The sequence below is a fragment of the Marinilabilia salmonicolor genome (genome assembly GCF_003003035.1).
GTDB classification, from domain to species: Bacteria; Bacteroidota; Bacteroidia; order Bacteroidales; family Marinilabiliaceae; genus Marinilabilia; species Marinilabilia salmonicolor_A.
On sequence record NZ_PVTS01000009.1, the window covers coordinates 158808 to 174063 of the forward strand.

The 15256-nt window shown below is 44.2% G+C and carries 14 protein-coding genes; 6 read left to right on the plus strand and 8 right to left on the minus strand.

What is annotated here, in order from left to right; translation table 11 throughout:
* Positions 1–210 precede the first annotated feature (210 nt).
* The 5 genes from BY457_RS10980 to BY457_RS11000 are packed head-to-tail and all read right to left on the minus strand — an operon-like array spanning position 211 to position 7537.
* A complete protein-coding gene (locus BY457_RS10980; protein WP_106153378.1) occupies positions 211–1002 on the minus strand; it encodes a LytR/AlgR family response regulator transcription factor in 792 nt (263 codons plus the stop codon).
* Complete coding sequence (locus BY457_RS10985) at positions 992–2080, minus strand: sensor histidine kinase (RefSeq protein WP_106153379.1); 1089 nt, start codon at positions 2078–2080, stop codon at positions 992–994. Before BY457_RS10985 ends, BY457_RS10980 begins: the two co-directional genes overlap by 11 nt.
* Positions 2067–3383, minus strand: coding sequence for a TolC family protein (locus tag BY457_RS10990; RefSeq protein ID WP_258176697.1), 1317 nt, complete (start codon positions 3381–3383; stop codon positions 2067–2069). The genes BY457_RS10985 and BY457_RS10990 overlap by 14 nt, the downstream gene beginning before the upstream one ends.
* 4 nt (positions 3384–3387) lie before the next feature.
* Positions 3388–6468 carry an efflux RND transporter permease subunit gene (locus tag BY457_RS10995; RefSeq protein ID WP_106153381.1) on the minus strand — a complete coding sequence of 1027 codons (3081 nt, stop codon included), beginning with the start codon at positions 6466–6468 and terminating at the stop codon, positions 3388–3390.
* A gap of 13 nt (positions 6469–6481) precedes the next feature.
* Positions 6482–7537 carry an efflux RND transporter periplasmic adaptor subunit gene (locus tag BY457_RS11000; protein ID WP_106153414.1) on the minus strand — a complete coding sequence of 352 codons (1056 nt, stop codon included), beginning with the start codon at positions 7535–7537 and terminating at the stop codon, positions 6482–6484.
* Positions 7538–7848: 311 nt separating this feature from the next.
* On the opposite strand from BY457_RS11000, the gene BY457_RS19015 reads away from it, so the two are divergent.
* Entirely contained in the window at positions 7849–7995 is a 147-nt protein-coding gene (locus BY457_RS19015) for a hypothetical protein (protein WP_181256458.1), read from the plus strand.
* 311 nt (positions 7996–8306) lie between these two features.
* Here the strand turns inward: BY457_RS19015 and BY457_RS11010 are convergent, their stop codons facing one another.
* Positions 8307–8504 (minus strand): hypothetical protein, encoded by a 198-nt coding sequence (locus BY457_RS11010; protein ID WP_106153383.1) that lies wholly within the window; start codon positions 8502–8504, stop codon positions 8307–8309.
* A gap of 264 nt (positions 8505–8768) precedes the next feature.
* On the opposite strand from BY457_RS11010, the gene BY457_RS11015 reads away from it, so the two are divergent.
* Together BY457_RS11015 and BY457_RS11020 are read left to right on the plus strand one after the other, a co-directional pair.
* The gene (locus tag BY457_RS11015) at positions 8769–9512 is read left to right on the plus strand and encodes a hypothetical protein (protein WP_106153384.1); all 744 of its coding nucleotides are present in this window, start codon (positions 8769–8771) and stop codon (positions 9510–9512) included.
* The gene (locus tag BY457_RS11020; RefSeq protein WP_258176698.1) at positions 9512–9727 is read left to right on the plus strand and encodes a hypothetical protein; all 216 of its coding nucleotides are present in this window, start codon (positions 9512–9514) and stop codon (positions 9725–9727) included. The genes BY457_RS11015 and BY457_RS11020 overlap by 1 nt, the downstream gene beginning before the upstream one ends.
* Positions 9728–9973: 246 nt before the next feature.
* Here BY457_RS11020 and BY457_RS11025 read toward each other — a convergent pair whose 3' ends face one another.
* Positions 9974–10462 carry a hypothetical protein gene (locus BY457_RS11025; protein WP_106153386.1) on the minus strand — a complete coding sequence of 163 codons (489 nt, stop codon included), beginning with the start codon at positions 10460–10462 and terminating at the stop codon, positions 9974–9976.
* Positions 10463–10473: 11 nt separating this feature from the next.
* Complete coding sequence (locus BY457_RS11030; protein ID WP_106153387.1) at positions 10474–11007, minus strand: glycoside hydrolase family 108 protein; 534 nt, start codon at positions 11005–11007, stop codon at positions 10474–10476.
* A gap of 211 nt (positions 11008–11218) precedes the next feature.
* Between BY457_RS11030 and BY457_RS11035 the strand changes: the two genes are divergently transcribed.
* The 3 genes from BY457_RS11035 to BY457_RS19020 all read left to right on the plus strand — a co-directional run bounded on the left by BY457_RS11035 (position 11219) and on the right by BY457_RS19020 (position 14027).
* A complete protein-coding gene (locus BY457_RS11035; protein ID WP_106153388.1) occupies positions 11219–12661 on the plus strand; it encodes an RNA-binding domain-containing protein in 1443 nt (480 codons plus the stop codon).
* An 820-nt stretch (positions 12662–13481) separates the two neighbouring features.
* Complete coding sequence (locus tag BY457_RS11040) at positions 13482–13712, plus strand: hypothetical protein (RefSeq protein WP_106153389.1); 231 nt, start codon at positions 13482–13484, stop codon at positions 13710–13712.
* A 144-nt stretch (positions 13713–13856) separates the two neighbouring features.
* Complete coding sequence (locus tag BY457_RS19020) at positions 13857–14027, plus strand: hypothetical protein (RefSeq protein ID WP_181256459.1); 171 nt, start codon at positions 13857–13859, stop codon at positions 14025–14027.
* The last annotated feature ends 1229 nt before the right edge of the window (positions 14028–15256 follow it).

Below are 15256 nucleotides of genomic sequence, written 5' to 3' on the forward strand. Positions count from 1 at the left end.
CTACATGATTGTCTTTGTCTGAGAAATGATCTTCTGACAAAAGCTCATGAATCATCAGGCTTCGGTTGAAATATTCATACGATTTATGCAACAAATCCATAAACCGAAGCGCAAAGGTAGAATGCTGTGAAGAGTCCTGCCTGTGAAATACAATGAACCTGCAAAATGAGAAATTGAAGGTTCAATTTCGGGGGGTTAAGTGGAAAGCTCTTATCGGTCGAGCCATTTTTTAACGATGGATGCTTTGTCCCTGCTTACCACTATTCGCTCAGGTGTTTCCAATCCGGGAATGAGTTTAATGATTAGTTTGCTATTGAAGTAGTTTTCCACCCTGTCGATGGCATTCAGGTTGATAATAAACTGCCTGTTCATGCGCAGAAACTCATCGGGATTTAATTCCTCTTCGAGGTCAGAAAGCGTCCAGTCGATAATGTGCTGCCGGTTTTTGAAGGTAACTGCCAAGGTTATTTTGTCTTCCACCATAAAGAATGCAATATCTTCCACGGGAATTTTTTTGTAGGCATCTGCCTTGGCAACCAGGAATCGTTTCCGGAATCTGTTTTGATGGCGGGTAACTTCCTCTGCCAGTCTTGAATAATCGATCAGTTTAGATGATGCAATCTGCTGATCGATTGTCAGGGACACTTTATCCAACTTGGCAAATACCTTTTTCAGATCGTCTGTTTTGATGGGTTTCAGCAGATAGGCAACGCTGTTGATATCAAATGCTTCGATGGCATACTCGTTGTAAGCAGTGGTGAAAACAATGGCTTTGTTGGAAGCATCAGCCTGGTCGAAAATGGAAAAACAGATGCCATCGGCCAGTTGGATGTCCATAAAGATGAGTGCCGGCTCGGGGTTGCTTTTTAGCCATTTCACGGTATCCTCTACTGTCCTTAATTCATCATCAATTATGATGTCTGGACGCAGGTGTTCTATCTGTTTCCTCAGCGCCCTGGACAACAGGGGCTCGTCTTCTACAATGAGTGCTTTATAGTTCATGATGATCGCTTTTTTGAATTAATGGGATAGAGACGCTGAATGTTTCATTGGTATTGAGGACTTCCACACTGCCTTTCAATCCTAAGTATTGATATCTTTTCTTGAGGTTCGATAAACCGGTATTGGTGGAATAGGTTGAGTTTCTTGGTTGATAGTTATTGGAGACGGTCAATCGGTTGTTTTTTGTGTAGATATCCAGTTTTAAGGGCCGGCTTTCGGTAGCCAGATTGTGTTTGATAGCATTTTCGACCAGGTACTGTAAACTCAGCGGTGGTAAAAGTTTATTCAGTGCATCCTTTTCTACCTCAATGTTGCAAATAAATCCTTCAGCCAGTCGTTCCTTATGGAGCGTGATGTAGGCGCGGATGAATTCCAGCTCCTCCTCCAGTAGTGTCAGCCGCGAATTTGTATTTTTTAGTACATATCGGTAAACATCCGTAAATTTTTCGATGAATATGAGAGCTTTGTCCGGGTTTTCCGGTATGATTGCCATCAGTGTGCTCAGGTTATTGAACAAAAAATGGGGGTTCAACTGATCCTGCAGGGCAAAATAATCCAGTCTCAGCTTCTCCTGTCGCAACTTTTCATTTTCCAGAATAAAATATTTGAGGGAATTGTGGTAGTTGTTTGCCACCAACGCTGCCACAAAGATGGTAACAAAGAGAACCAGAATGGTGATGCCCAAAGCAAAGGAATCCGGATCTCTCATGCTTTCATCCGGAATAAAGAAGGGGCGCACCCAATTTCCTGTTATTCCTGTTATTACCAGCCAGAACGGGGCGAAAATCAGCAGTGCGATAACCCTTTTTAAAAGGGCCTCATGCCAGGGGTATCTTTTGCCAACCAGCGCATCAAAGACAAAAATTCCTTCGCTGAGAAACACAATGAAGGAAACAAAAAACAAAACAGCTTTGAATTGCATCGTTTGCAGGGATTCCTCTTTTACAACTATGGTTATTGTAAAGAGGAATAGCAGAGAGGTAATGATCTCTGCTATAAAACGCTTTAAGAATCCTATTTTGTGTGGTATTTGTCCGTTTTCGGACCAATACTGATGCAATGGTTTAAAATTCCTCATTGTTTTGCTGTGCTTGTTGACCGGTGTTGAGTTGTCCAATGGCCTTGAGCCATTTTGTTCTCAGAACTTCGTAATCGGAAAGGGACTTTACCAGTGATGCTTCCGAGCGCTGATGTGCCACACGGGCATTCAGTAGATCGGTGATGGTATTCAATCCTGCATTGTAACTGACTTCCACCTCCGATAATGTTTCGGAAGCTTCTTCCAGTGATTTGCGGGCCAGCTGTATTCTCTCCAGACCTTCTTCCAGTTTCAGGCGGGCCTGGCTGATTTCCAGTGTTACTAATTCCCGGCTGTTTTCAAGTTCTAATATAGCCATTTGTTCATTAATCTCCGCCTGTTGCATTTTGTGTTTTTTCTCGCGCCAGTGAAAAACCGGAACCGACAGCTGGGCCATGGCATTCATGTTCCAGGAACCCTCGGCAATGTCGGGCACTTCGGAGTACCCATAGCTTACCTGAGCACCCAATTGTGGCAGGTACGCTGCCCGGGTTAATTTTTTTTGCAGGTTTTCTATTTGTGCCTGGCGTTCCAGAATATTGATTTCCGGTCGTTGTATATTGCTTTCAGCTGTTTCGTTGCTCGCAGGGAAGGTATTCTTTTTGCTGTTCATTCCGGGATTTGTGACAGCCAGTAGTTGCTCATTCACGGGTCTTCCTATGATTTGTGCCAGGTTCATTTGTAGCAGGCGTACGGCATTGGTGACTTCCAGGGCCGTCATCTCAGCTTCATTTTTTTGGACGGTTACTTTCAGCAATTCACTCCGGGGAGCCAGCCCCAGGTCGTAAGAAGCCTGAAGTTGTTCTTCCAGGGAATCCAGGGCTTCGGTAAATCTGTTCACCACTTTTTGTTGTTCCTGCATAGCGACCAGCTGCCAGTAGGCTTCATCTGTTTCCAGAATTATTTCTGCCTGTTGTTGTTCTTTTGCTTTTTCTGCAATCTCTACGCCTTGTTTGGCCATCTGATTGGCCAATCTGACTTTACCTCCTGCATAAATGGGCTGCTGAGCCGATAACTGTGCCTGATAAACCTGCAGGTTGTCTTTGTCGATGCCCAGTTGCTTCAACTCTTCCAGGTCAGGAATGAATATGGCATTGGCGCTTCCGTTTATGGCCGGGAAATAAGCGGTTTGTGCTTCTCTTTTTGCAGCCTCGGCTTTTTGAACCTGTAAGATGGAGGTTTGCACTTTTTTATTTGCAGATAGGGCCTCCTGGCGGCACTCCTGAAGAGTGACAGGGGTCTGGGTCATTGCCGCAATGGGGAAAAATGTGAAGAGCGTGAGATATAGTGATTTTTTCAACATAGTATTAGTTTGAATTATTCTGTAAATCATCGTGATGGGCAATTGTTCTGGTGTCCACTTTGTAAAAAACGGAATAGAGAACCGGAACAATAATTAAAGTAATGATGGTTCCAAAGAGCAGTCCGAACATTATTGACACCGCCATTCCCTGAAACATTTCGTCAAACAGTAGCGGAAACATTCCCAGAATGGTGGTTAGGGATGCCATGGTGACCGGACGTACTCTGGATACAGTGGCTCCTATAACGGCTTCCAGCCTGTCCTTTCCGCTGTTGATGTCAATGTTGATCTGATCAAGCAGCACCACGGTGTTTTTAATCATCATACCGATGAGACCCAGCCCCCCAATAATGGCCACAAATCCGAAATTGAGACGTGTAATCAGAAATCCGGCAATAATGCCGATGAATGCCAGTGGCACAATGAGGAAGATGAGGCTGGGTTGGCGGAAGTTGTTGAACAGGGCAATGGTGATAAGTACCATCAGCAACAGGGCCAGCGGCAGGTTTTCCATAAGTGCCTGGTTGGCTGTTTTATTGTCTTTCAGCTCACCGTGCCACTCGAGAGAATAGCCTTCGGGGAGTTGAATGGCCTCAACAGCGGGTTTTATTTTTTCCATTACCTGAGGGGCAGTCAGTCCCCTTAAGGGATCGCACTGAGCTTTGATGGATCTGATGCCGTCGTATCTGCATATCAGGTAATTGCTTCCGTTTATGTTCGTGGAGTCGGTAATCTGTTGCAGGGGAATGCTGCTTTGCGAGTAGTTGCCCCAGACTGGAACTGAACCAATATTTTCCGGATTGTCGGCCAGCGATGGTTCCATCTTCAACATTATTGGGAGTTGTGTGTCACTTTCATAGAAGGCTCCCACCGGCATTCCTTCGGAGGCAATGGCCAGTGTCGAAGCCATCGAACTACGGCTGATGTTGAGTGGTCTGGCCTTTTCGGGTGCATAAACAGGAGCCAGGTTTTTAACTTTGTTGCCCCAGTTATCGTTTACAAATATTGCAGTGGATTCGTCGTTCATGATCTTTTTGGCCTGGTCGGCCAGACTTCTGAGAATTTCCGGATCGGGACCCGAAAACATGGCCTGGATTTTATAGTCACCCCCGATGGATGAGTATTGTCTGCAACGAATGGTGGCATTGGGGTACTTTTTTTGAAACTCAGCCTCTATACGGGGCATGATGTTTATTGTTTCTTCGAAATTATTTGTTTCAACAATTAACTCTCCATAGCCAGGATTAAAGCTGTTCATGGGCCTTGAAAGGGTATAGCGTACCGGCGAACTCCCCAGAGCTGTGGTTACTTTGGTCACCTCTTCCCATTGAAGCAGGGCATTTTGTATCGACTGCAGATCTTTTTCCACCTGGTAGATGTCACTGCCATCGGGCAGACTGTATTCTACCATAAACTGATTGTATTTGGATACCGGGAAAAAGTCTTTGTTGATAAAGCGAAATGCCCAAAAAGAGAGGAACAGAATGAGTATTGTTGCAATGGCTACCAGTGACTTGTGCCACAGGGCAAATCGTATTGTTTTCCGGAAATACCGATAAAACCCTCCGGAATAGATCTCGTCTGCCTCCTGTCCTTTGTTCTTCTTTACTTTTCCCTTTTTGTAAAAGAGGGAAGCCATGAAGGGGGCTTGAATCATCGCCAGAATCCAGCTCATGGTAAGCGAAATGGCCAACACAAAAAAGAGTGGTTTCATAAATTCTCCGGCTGCAGTGGTGTTAAATGCCAGTGGCATAAATGCCAGAATGGCTATTATGGTGGCTCCCAGGAGGGGGAAGGCATTTTGTTTGGCTGCCAGGACAAACGCTTTTCGACGTTTGATGCCTTTTTGCATGTCTGAAAGAATTCCATCTACCACGACAATGGCATTATCCACCAACATTCCCATGGCAATAATAATGGCTGCCAACGAAACTTTATCGAGATTCATGTTGAGGAATCCCATAATGATAAAGGTGCTTAAAATGGTGAAAATTAAGCTACTGGCGATAAGGAGTCCAGCTCGAAACCCCATTGCTATCAGAATGACAATAATGACAATGGCTACGGATTCAACCAAGTTGATGGTGAAATCGCCTATTGCATCCTGTACCTTTGATGGTTGGTCGTAGATCTTATGAACTTCGATGCCCACAGGTATTTCCGGGGTTAGTTCTGTCAGGCGCAAATCTACCCGCTCTCCCAGCTTGATGATGTTGTCGCCCGATTCCATAGAGATGGCGAGCCCCAGTGCAGGTCTTGAGTTAAATGATAAACCACTTTGTCTGGGGTGGTAGAAGTCTTTCGAAATAGTGGCGATGTCTCCCAGACGGAAGCTTCTGCCATCATTGGTGTAAATATTCAGGTCTTCCACCTCTGCCAGGGAGCGTAGCTTGGTTCCCACATTTATTCGCAATCGCTCTGTTCCCGACACCAGGCTTCCGGCATCTGTCACTTTAGCCTCGTCGTTGATTGTTTGAGCAATTGACATGGGGTTGATGCCCAGATGTGCGAATTCTTCCGCTGAGAAGGAGATGTTTACCACCTCTTTTTGCTCACCTACCACTTCAATTCGTTTCACGCCTTTTACCTGCAGTAATTCTTTTCTGAGGAAATCGGTATAATTGTCCAGCTCTTCGTAGGAATAGCCATCGCTGCTAACGGCCAAAAAGATGCCATATACATCGCCGAAATCATCGTTGACCACAGGGGTTCCTGCTCCGGCAGGCAGTCCGGAACTAGCATCGTTCACTTTTCTTCGGAGATGATCCCAGATCTGTGGAAGTTCCGCAGTGGTTACTTTTCCTTCCAGCGTAACTGTGATTTGTGACATCCCCGGTAGGGAGCGTGATTCTATATAGTCGATATTTTCCAGCTTCTGAATAGCTTCTTCCAAAAGGCTGGTGATTTCCAGATCTACTTCTTCGGCAGATGCCCCCGGATAAGGTGTTATGACCACGGCAGCCTTTACAGGGATCTCAGGGTCTTCGAGTTTGCTGAGACTTGAGAATGAGCTAATACCTCCAATTACCAGGATGGTGAAAAAGGTGATGAGTAGTGATTTCTTTTCAAGTATTTTCTCTAACATCGGTAACTGGCTTTTAAAGTGAGAGATTCTGTGAAAGTGGTTTAACCTGCTGCCCCTCCATCAGGGAGTGAACTCCTGCTACAACAATCAGCTCTTTCTCCTGTATGCCATTGACGATTTGTATGTGTCCGTTTTCAATGACTTCACCTGTTGACACAGGGCGCACAGCAACTGTTTGGTTCTGTTGGTTGTAGATCCACACATTGGCTTTTCCGTCCTTGAAAAAGAGGGCTTCGGCAGGAACGGATACCATGGTTGAGTTGCCTTCCTCTGTTTTGTGGATGAATGCTCTGGCGGTCATGCCTGGCTTAACAGTGCGGGGATCCGGATTTTGCATTCTTAATCGTACATTGAACAATCCGTCGTCTCCGGCTTTTTGGGCCACCGATTTGATGGTTGCCGGATAGCGTTGTGCTACATGGTGGTTGATGCTCACCATGGCTTGCTGTCCTTCATGTAACTGATTGATGATGGATTCAGCCACAGAGAAGTTCACTTCCAGTGTATTGGTATCAATGATTATCAAGGCGGGTTCTCCCGGGGCAACCGTTTCATGATTGTCGATGAGCTTTTGATGTATGTAACCAGAAAAGGGGGCTTTCAGTTCCGTGTCGGTCAGGGCATTGGCGGCACTTTCCCAGTTGCTTTTGGCAGCCAGGAATCCGGCTTCCAGCTTGTCCAGGGAATTCTTCGGGAATTTGCCCTGCTCATACAGTTGTGAATATCTTTCAAATTCGTTCTTAGTCTGCTTGTATTGGGCATCGGCAGCTAGCAACCTGGTTTTGAAATCCCGCTTGTCCAGGACTGCCAATATCTGACCTTTCTTTACGTAGTCCCCTTCCGAGTAATAGAGGTGCTCCACTTGTCCCCCTACCCTGAAGGCCACAGAGGACTGGTGATTCTCTTCAATAGTGGCATTAAATGACCGTTCATTAGCAGACGAGGGGGGGCTTACCTTCGCTATCTTCACATACCGCATTTCCTTTTTTTGCTCTTCTGTAGTGTTCGAGCATCCAATGCTTAAAATAGTAAGACCAATAATGGTCAGGGATAATAGTACTGTTCTCATTTTCTTTTTCATTAAGATGTTGTTCTTCATCTGTTTTTTTGCAAAAATAGAAACAGAGAAAAAGGAGATCGCTTATTTTAAGTGGAAGGGGAAAATATCCGTGTTGAAGGGGAGAAATGAAGTGTTAAATTGTTTTCTTGTCAGCAAACAAGGGATGATGAACCTTTTGTGCGGAAGCGGGGAGTGGGGGAAACCGGGCTGCAAGCCCAACTAAAAAAGCAGGTGGCATCGTCACGGGAAAAAATCAGGTTTGATTCTTGCGCCCTGTAAGGGCAGGCATTTGCCATGCAGCCTATTAAATATTCCCGTTTATGGCTCAGGCAAGCCTCTACATAAGTATATTGGCTCTTGGGCAATATGGTTACAAAAACCTCAACCGGGATGATTTCTCCAGTTTCCCGATTAATGATTTGAACAACACAATATTGCAGATTCCTCCAAACCGTTTCTGGTATTAACTAAATTGAACTGAATCATAAAAAACAAAAAAGCCTGTAAATCAAACGATTTACAGGCTTTTGTTTTCAGGTGATTCCTGAAAAGTCGGGGTAGCAGGACGACACCCTGTGCCTGTAATGACTTTATTTCTAGTAATATACAATTTAGCATTTCAATGAGCTCACCGTTTTGTTCTCATTTTTTTTGAACTGAAACGTGCGTTTTTGGTGCAAACTGAACCATATTATAAAAGTACGAAAAATGAGAATTTGTGTATCACATTAATACAAAATTATTCAAAAAAAATGGAGAGATATTTTAATGGCTGGGATTAGTCGTAGATGTACTCCTTTACTTCTTCGGGCGCAAAGCCGGCGAAGTCGGCAAATTCTTGGATGGTTACGAATTGATGGGGTTCTTTCCCCAGGCGCTTACGGATGTTGTCCAGGATGCGGTAACCGGTTTTTTCGCTTTTGCCTGTGATTCGCTGGATGTCCTTGGCGTAAATGCAAATTCTTTTGGTCTTCATTTTCTATAGGGTTACTTATTTAACAATAAGTCAGGTTTTAATACTTTATCTATACTTGAGATATACCGTATCTATACTGAGGTGGTATTGTCTGTTTGTAAATATGTACCAGTAAAAATAATAAAAAAAGAGACATTGTAGGACAGTTTTCTCATTGAAAGTCAGGTTTCCTGTGGTGATTTGAAAAAAAGGGTTTTCGGTGATAGGTTTGATTCATAAACGAGGGTGTATGGGGTAACCATCTCCCTGAAAACCTAAAATGTTATGGCAAGACAAGAAAGTTTTTTGAAGTTGAAAGGAAGAGTAGGAGACCTTACTTTCTACAAAAGTGGCGGGAAATATCTGGCTCGTACTAAAGGGGGCATTGATGGTGATCGCATCAAGAATGATCCGAGGTTTGCGCGTACCCGGGAAAACGGACAGGAGTTTTTGAGAGCCGTCAAGGCCGGGAAATTGTTGCGAGATGCTTTTCGCGAGCAGCTAACCTTAACTTCTGACCGGGGAATGAGCGGACGCTTGTCTTCTGCATTCTCAAAGATTGTGAAGAGTGATGAGGTCTCGGCTCGTGGAGAGCGGAATGTGATGGCTGGAGATGTGGCACTGTTGACGGGCTTTGAATTCAATGCCAACAGTAACCTGAAGAATATCTTTACCGAAGGTTATGGAGCCAGTCTTGCGGAAGGTGTTGCAGAGGTGCTTATTGACGCCTTCAATCCGTCCAGTATCCGGAAACCTGAAGGAGCTACTCATGCGCAATTTGTGACTGTAGCCGGTTTCTTTGATTTTAACGGATTGGAATCGGCGGCTGCTACCGTTGAAGGGGAGCCTTTTTCTTTGGATGAGTCGGAGCACTTGGAAGAAACTCTGACCGTCGGGAGTGTGGAGCCGGTTGAAGGTGGTGTTGGAGTTGTGATGCTTGGCCTCCTGTTTTGGCAGGAAGTGAACGGTGAGCTGTATAAGCTCAACAATGGTTCGACCAATGCCCTGCGCGTAATTGCCGTTGAATAATGATGAGCCCGGGAAACATAGAACGTGGCCGGCAGGCAGGGTTTGTTGGAGGAACACTGACAGGGATCTTTACCAATATTTCCCTGGCAGATGTGATGGGAACGATTGTGCTTTCTGCCATAGGTGCTGCGGTTAGTTTCCTGGTCTCTTTGTTGCTTAAGCGTTTGCTGAACCGACCAAAGGAAAAATCATCTCCGAGAGGAGGAATAAAATAGCCACCAACGGGTGGGTTAGTGTCAAATCAGGCATGGTTTTCAGGACCAAGTTTTATTCTTTTTACTTCTAACTTCTTTAAAAAATCATTGCAGAGCCCAGCTATGCGCAGATTTTTTGCATTGTCAGAAGAAAAAATAATTGCAACTTACCCTAAATCCCATTCATGAATTGACACTGTTTGATGTTTGAGATGAAAAGCTCTTCGGGAAACCGGAGGGCTTTTTTTCAGTTAATGAGTTGATGAACTAATGAGCTGGTGAGTCAGGGTGGAAGAGGTTTGATCCTTCCTGTTTGAGGGAGGCACCGAAGTAGAAGCTGAAGACCTGAGTGATAATGGCACTCAGAACGCCCAGGATATAGATGATAATGTCTTTGCCTTTTTGAGGGAGAGAATCGGGATAAAAGAGAATGACAAAGAATAGAGCAAAAGAGAGTACGGTGGTAATGATGGCCAGGTAAGCAGAGATGTTTTTGTTTAGCAGCGTAGCGGATGGGCTTGTCTGCACTTTTGCTGCCCGGTTTCGTGCTGAATCCTTATCCTTTAGAATGTTGCTTTCCTGTTTAATCTGCAGGCTTTGCATTTCATGCTGATGTTGCCATTCGGCTTTCTTGAGTTCCAGTTCCAGCTGAAGTTTTTCTGATTTTGTTGTGGTAAGGTTGTCGATGACATTACCAATAGAAGAGACTATGGTCTCTCCTGCTTTGGGATTGAAGAGGTTGGCAATGAAGCTCATGATTTTAGTTTTTAGATGTCACCAATAGCACGGCGGATCCATCCGAAAAAGAACTTACGGTTGGCCGGTCTAATTTTGACCAGGTGGACATATCTGGCAATTTTTGCGATGGTATAGGAAGCCAGAAACAGATCGGGATTGGTATTGTTTAGAGCCTTAAGGGTAATGGGGCCAATGATTCCGTCGGGGGCAACATCGAGGACTTTCTGTGCAATTGAAATCCCGGTTTTGATGCCGGAGTTCACTGAGAAGTCGAAGATTGAATCTGCGACCAACTGGTTTTGAATGGCATCGCCTTTTATCTTGTTCCAGAATTTGTTTTTGTAGAATTGTCTGACCTCATCAGGGAGATGAACATCAGTACCCAGAGTATCCGGGAAACCTGGCGATTGTTTGTACCTGTCGATGATTCTCCAGCCAGTCCAGTCGGGGTGGATATTTCGGGCAATGCCTTTGTAGGTTTCCCCGCCAAGATCATCAGGGTCATTGACGTATCCACCTTCGTGAATGAGGGTTTTGTTGAATGCATCTTCAAAAATTGCCATAATTTGAGGTTTTATCGATTAGAGGCAATTTATCAAGGAGGGTGTCTGTTTGCAAGGGAGTTGGGGGAATGTGAGAGAAATGGGGGGGATTGGGGTGATTAAGATTGGGCGATTGGGAAATCACCCGTCCCTGGAAAATGATGGATATTTTTTGCAACTTTGAGGGATTTGACTTACATCAAAGTTTAATATGGTTTTCTGAGGAAAAGTTATGAATCAGGTAGAATTGACAAAAGAAAAAGTTCAGGCGCTGCTTGGAGATATGGAATCAGAACAGATAGAACGTACTATATCAAAGAATGATACTGATAAATTCTCACAAGCAATCTGTGCATTTTCGAATGATATTGGGAAAACATTGAGAAATGGTTATCTGCTCATAGGCGTTCATGATGATGGCACTCCTAGCGGCTTGAGGGCAACTGATAAATTACTCCAATCATTGGGAGGATTACGATCAGACGGGAACATATTACCGCAACCCATAATGTCCACGCAAGTTTTTAGTTTTCCTGATGGTGATGTTATTGTTTTGGAGATACAACCGTCCCCATTTCCTCCTGTAAGATACAAAGGCAGAACCTGGATAAGAGTGGGACCCCGGAAAGCCATTGCAAGTGAGATGGAAGAGCGTCTTTTAATAGAAAAGAGAACAGCAAATGTCAGTACTTATGATATTCGTCCTTCATTAGGGAATGGTGTTGATGAAATAAAACTAAAAACCTTTCTCGAAAATTATCTTCCCAATGCATTAGATGAAGAAACTTTGTCAAAGGACCACAGGAGTGTAGAAGAAAAACTTGCAAGTTTAAGATTTTATAGTTTCAATTATGCGAGCGTAACAAATGCCGGGATGTTGCTTTTTGGGAAAGAGGTCGAACGTCATATTCCCGGAGCCTACATTCAGTATGTGCAGTTTAATGGAGATACTGAGGCTTCCGAAATTATAAATGAGAAAAAGTTTACTGGGAGTTTAATAGATATATTGCAGGAGCTTGATACTTTTATTGAGTATGTTATCATTCAACAAAAACCAGTAGCCATATCAGCTTTGAAAGAAAGTAAACAGTTGAATTATCCTAAATGGGCGTTGCGAGAGCTTTTAATGAACGCTATCATGCATAGGGATTATGAATCAAATGCTCCAGTGAAATTTTATCATTATTCCCAAAGAATAGAAGTGATAAATCCAGGAGGGCTATATGGAAATGCCCGACCGGAGAATTTTCCAAATGTCAATGATTATAGGAACCCGGTAATAGCAGAAGCAATGAAAGTGCTTGGATATGTAAACAGATTTAATAGAGGAATAGCCCGGGTTAAGTTTGAGTTGGAAGAAAATGGAAATCCTGCTCCTGTTTTTGATTATGATCGAATGGGTGTGTTTGGAGTTTCTGTCAATTCCACTTTTACGGAGGCAGGAGAAAAGAATAGAGAGGTCAAAACTAGGGAGAAAACTAGGGAGAAAACTAGGGAGAAAATTTTGACTCTGATAAAGCGAAATAAAGAAATTACTATCCATGAATTGTCTGAGCAAATTGGAATAACCGATAAAGGTGTTGAGTATCAGTTGAAAAAATTGAGGGGTGAGAATTTACTTAAACGTGTAGGATCGGCCAAAGGAGGACATTGGGAGGTTGTTGAAAACCAATAGGATAATCATAAAATTCTAGTTTATTATTCATATTCTTTATTTTTAGAATGTATGATTAATGATTGTGTTTTCAGACAGTAATATAGATAAACAGAAATTATTTGGGAGTGATTAACCAAGTAAGTAACTAAGAAAGTAACCAAGAAAGTAACCAAGAAAATGTGACGTATAGTGGAAAAGAGAAAAATAATTTAGCGGAGGGGGCCTTGCCTCCACCGTGCCAGGGCCGTTTCCAGGAGGGAGCGGCTTTTTTGTTGGGGAGTACTAATATGTAGAAGGTTTCCATTAGCAAAAGAAACAGATAGGAATGATTTGATTTTAATACTTTTCACAGGTAAATTATTTCTGTTATCATCAAAAGAACAAAAGAAAAAGAGAAAAAAGAAAGCTGTGGAATTGGGCGGTATAGGTGTCTGTCAAGGTTTTTGCAAAGCAAAGGGAGTGATGAGGTTTACGGTTTTTGTTTTTTGCAAAACCCGAAGGGCTTGACCTTGACAGACAAAGGCTGGGGGCTGCGGGATACCGACCTAACTTTGCGAGTCTTTTTTTTCTTTTTGAACGTGTTTTTTGCTTTCATATCGCAATCTGATATTTGGCTATTTTGATTAGCCAGGTAAAGAAATGGGTGTCTTTGTTTTTTCAAAGCTTTTGAGGTTAGAGAACCTGCAATGTTGAATAATCTGTTGGAGATAAACGAATGTACCTTCCCGGGGACGATAATGACGTGGGAAAGGTGTATCCGGATAAGTGAAATGCGTGAAGAGAAAAGGCAGTTGTGCGAACAAATAAAAGTATGTTGATGGGGTAATGATATACGTTGATGAGGTTGGGGATTGAGCACTACTGTCGCGGGATGCCGGGGCTTTTGGCCCGGGATGCATGGCCAGGGTGCATGAAGCCGGAGAGAAACGCAGGTGGAATGCAAACCGGCCAGGGAGCACGGGGCAAGTGCCACCGGCATAAGGGGTGTTTGAAGGGAATTACACCTTTCCCACACCGCTTTTGGGGTGGCGGGGAAATGTGGATTTACGAACTGGGATTTTACGAATGACAAACAAAACCACTGCGCATGTGGATGGTCCTTTCGGGGTTTATAATGACGCGGCAAAAAGGGGGTGGATGGGAAAAGGAAACCGGGCGGGGAATAGCAGCTGTGCGGACTATTGGATAGGTGTGTTTTAGATGTAAAACTGATATGAATGTTGCTGGGGGTTGTAGCACTGCTGCCGCGGGGTGCCCAGGGCTATTGGTACGGGATACATGGCCGGGTAGCATGGAGGTGGAGCGAAGCGAAAGTGGAATGCAAACCGGACAGGAAGCCCGGGCCAAATGCCCGGGGCACAAGGAGATGTTGAAAGCCTGGTAACCCCCTTTTTGACGCACCGCTAAAGGGTGGCGGGGAAAAGGGGCCTTCAGGCCGGCTCCCTTTTTTGCTTAAATGCGGGAAGGAATGGTGGCTATAAAATATAATGGGCTTATAGGACAGCTTGGGGAAGTTTAAGAGTATTGAGTTGGTTAGGGGATGAGTTGATTAAACAGGCCTTATGCCGATAAAAGATTTTGAGAGGAGGAGGGATGAGAATAGTTTTAGTGGCGGATTGGAATCCGCCATGCCTAAGAGAACCTATTGCTTTATAGAGATGCGGGGCTGTTCCTATAAGAACGCGTTATGTTTTTATAGCTTGGGGGTGGTTGCGGGGGACGCATTTTTGAAGAAGGGTTGGGTGGCTCTTTGGCGGACTGGGGAGTTATGTGTTCTGAGTTTTGAAGTTTTGAGTTTTGGGTTGGGGTTGCAGGGAAATTGTAGATGCCTGATAAAGTGGGGTTTTATGATTTGTAGAAATTGGCAGAAAGGAATTCTTCATACCCGAAGAGTAAGTAAGGCTGGCAATGTGCCAATGCGGGGAGGTTCAAAAATGTGGCACTCTGAAACCACTGCGGGTGGATGCGGGGAAGGGGGCAAAAAGACCGGGCGAGCCCCGAAGTGGCGGGCCATGTTATAATGTAGGGACAAGAGCTAAATGTATTGAGGGCGAAAGGGAATTCGCCCGACCTAAACATGGAATCCACCCGACCTGAGGGGTGGGGATTTTTGCCCCCTGGAGGAAAAAGGAGCAAAAAAGGGAGCCGGCCTGAAGGCTGCGTGAGGGATTGCAGCGGAAACCCCGGAGGCCCCGGTTTGTGCTTAGAAAGTTCTCGTGCGATATGGAAATCGCACGTCCTGGGGGAGTTGTCAACCCGCTAAGGATTGCCGGGGCCGAGGAGTTGGAGCGGAAAGCCCGACCCGAAGGGGCACGCCCAAAAGAGATGAAAGTGTAAGGTTGGATTTATTGCAACTATATGGTAAAAGATTGGCCAGGATTAAATATCGGTTGCTGTTTTACTTCGGAATTCTGATACAATAGATTGTTAGATTTTTAGAAGTTAGAAGTTAGACAAATCGTATAACATTGATTTTCTGATTATTAATAAAAACCTTCGCTTAAAATGAAAGACTTAATACACAGGTATTTGAAAAAGTTTAACGGACTATTGCTGATAAATACAAACTTGAGAAATAGTGTGGCGAAATATTGAAACATTTACCATTGTTTC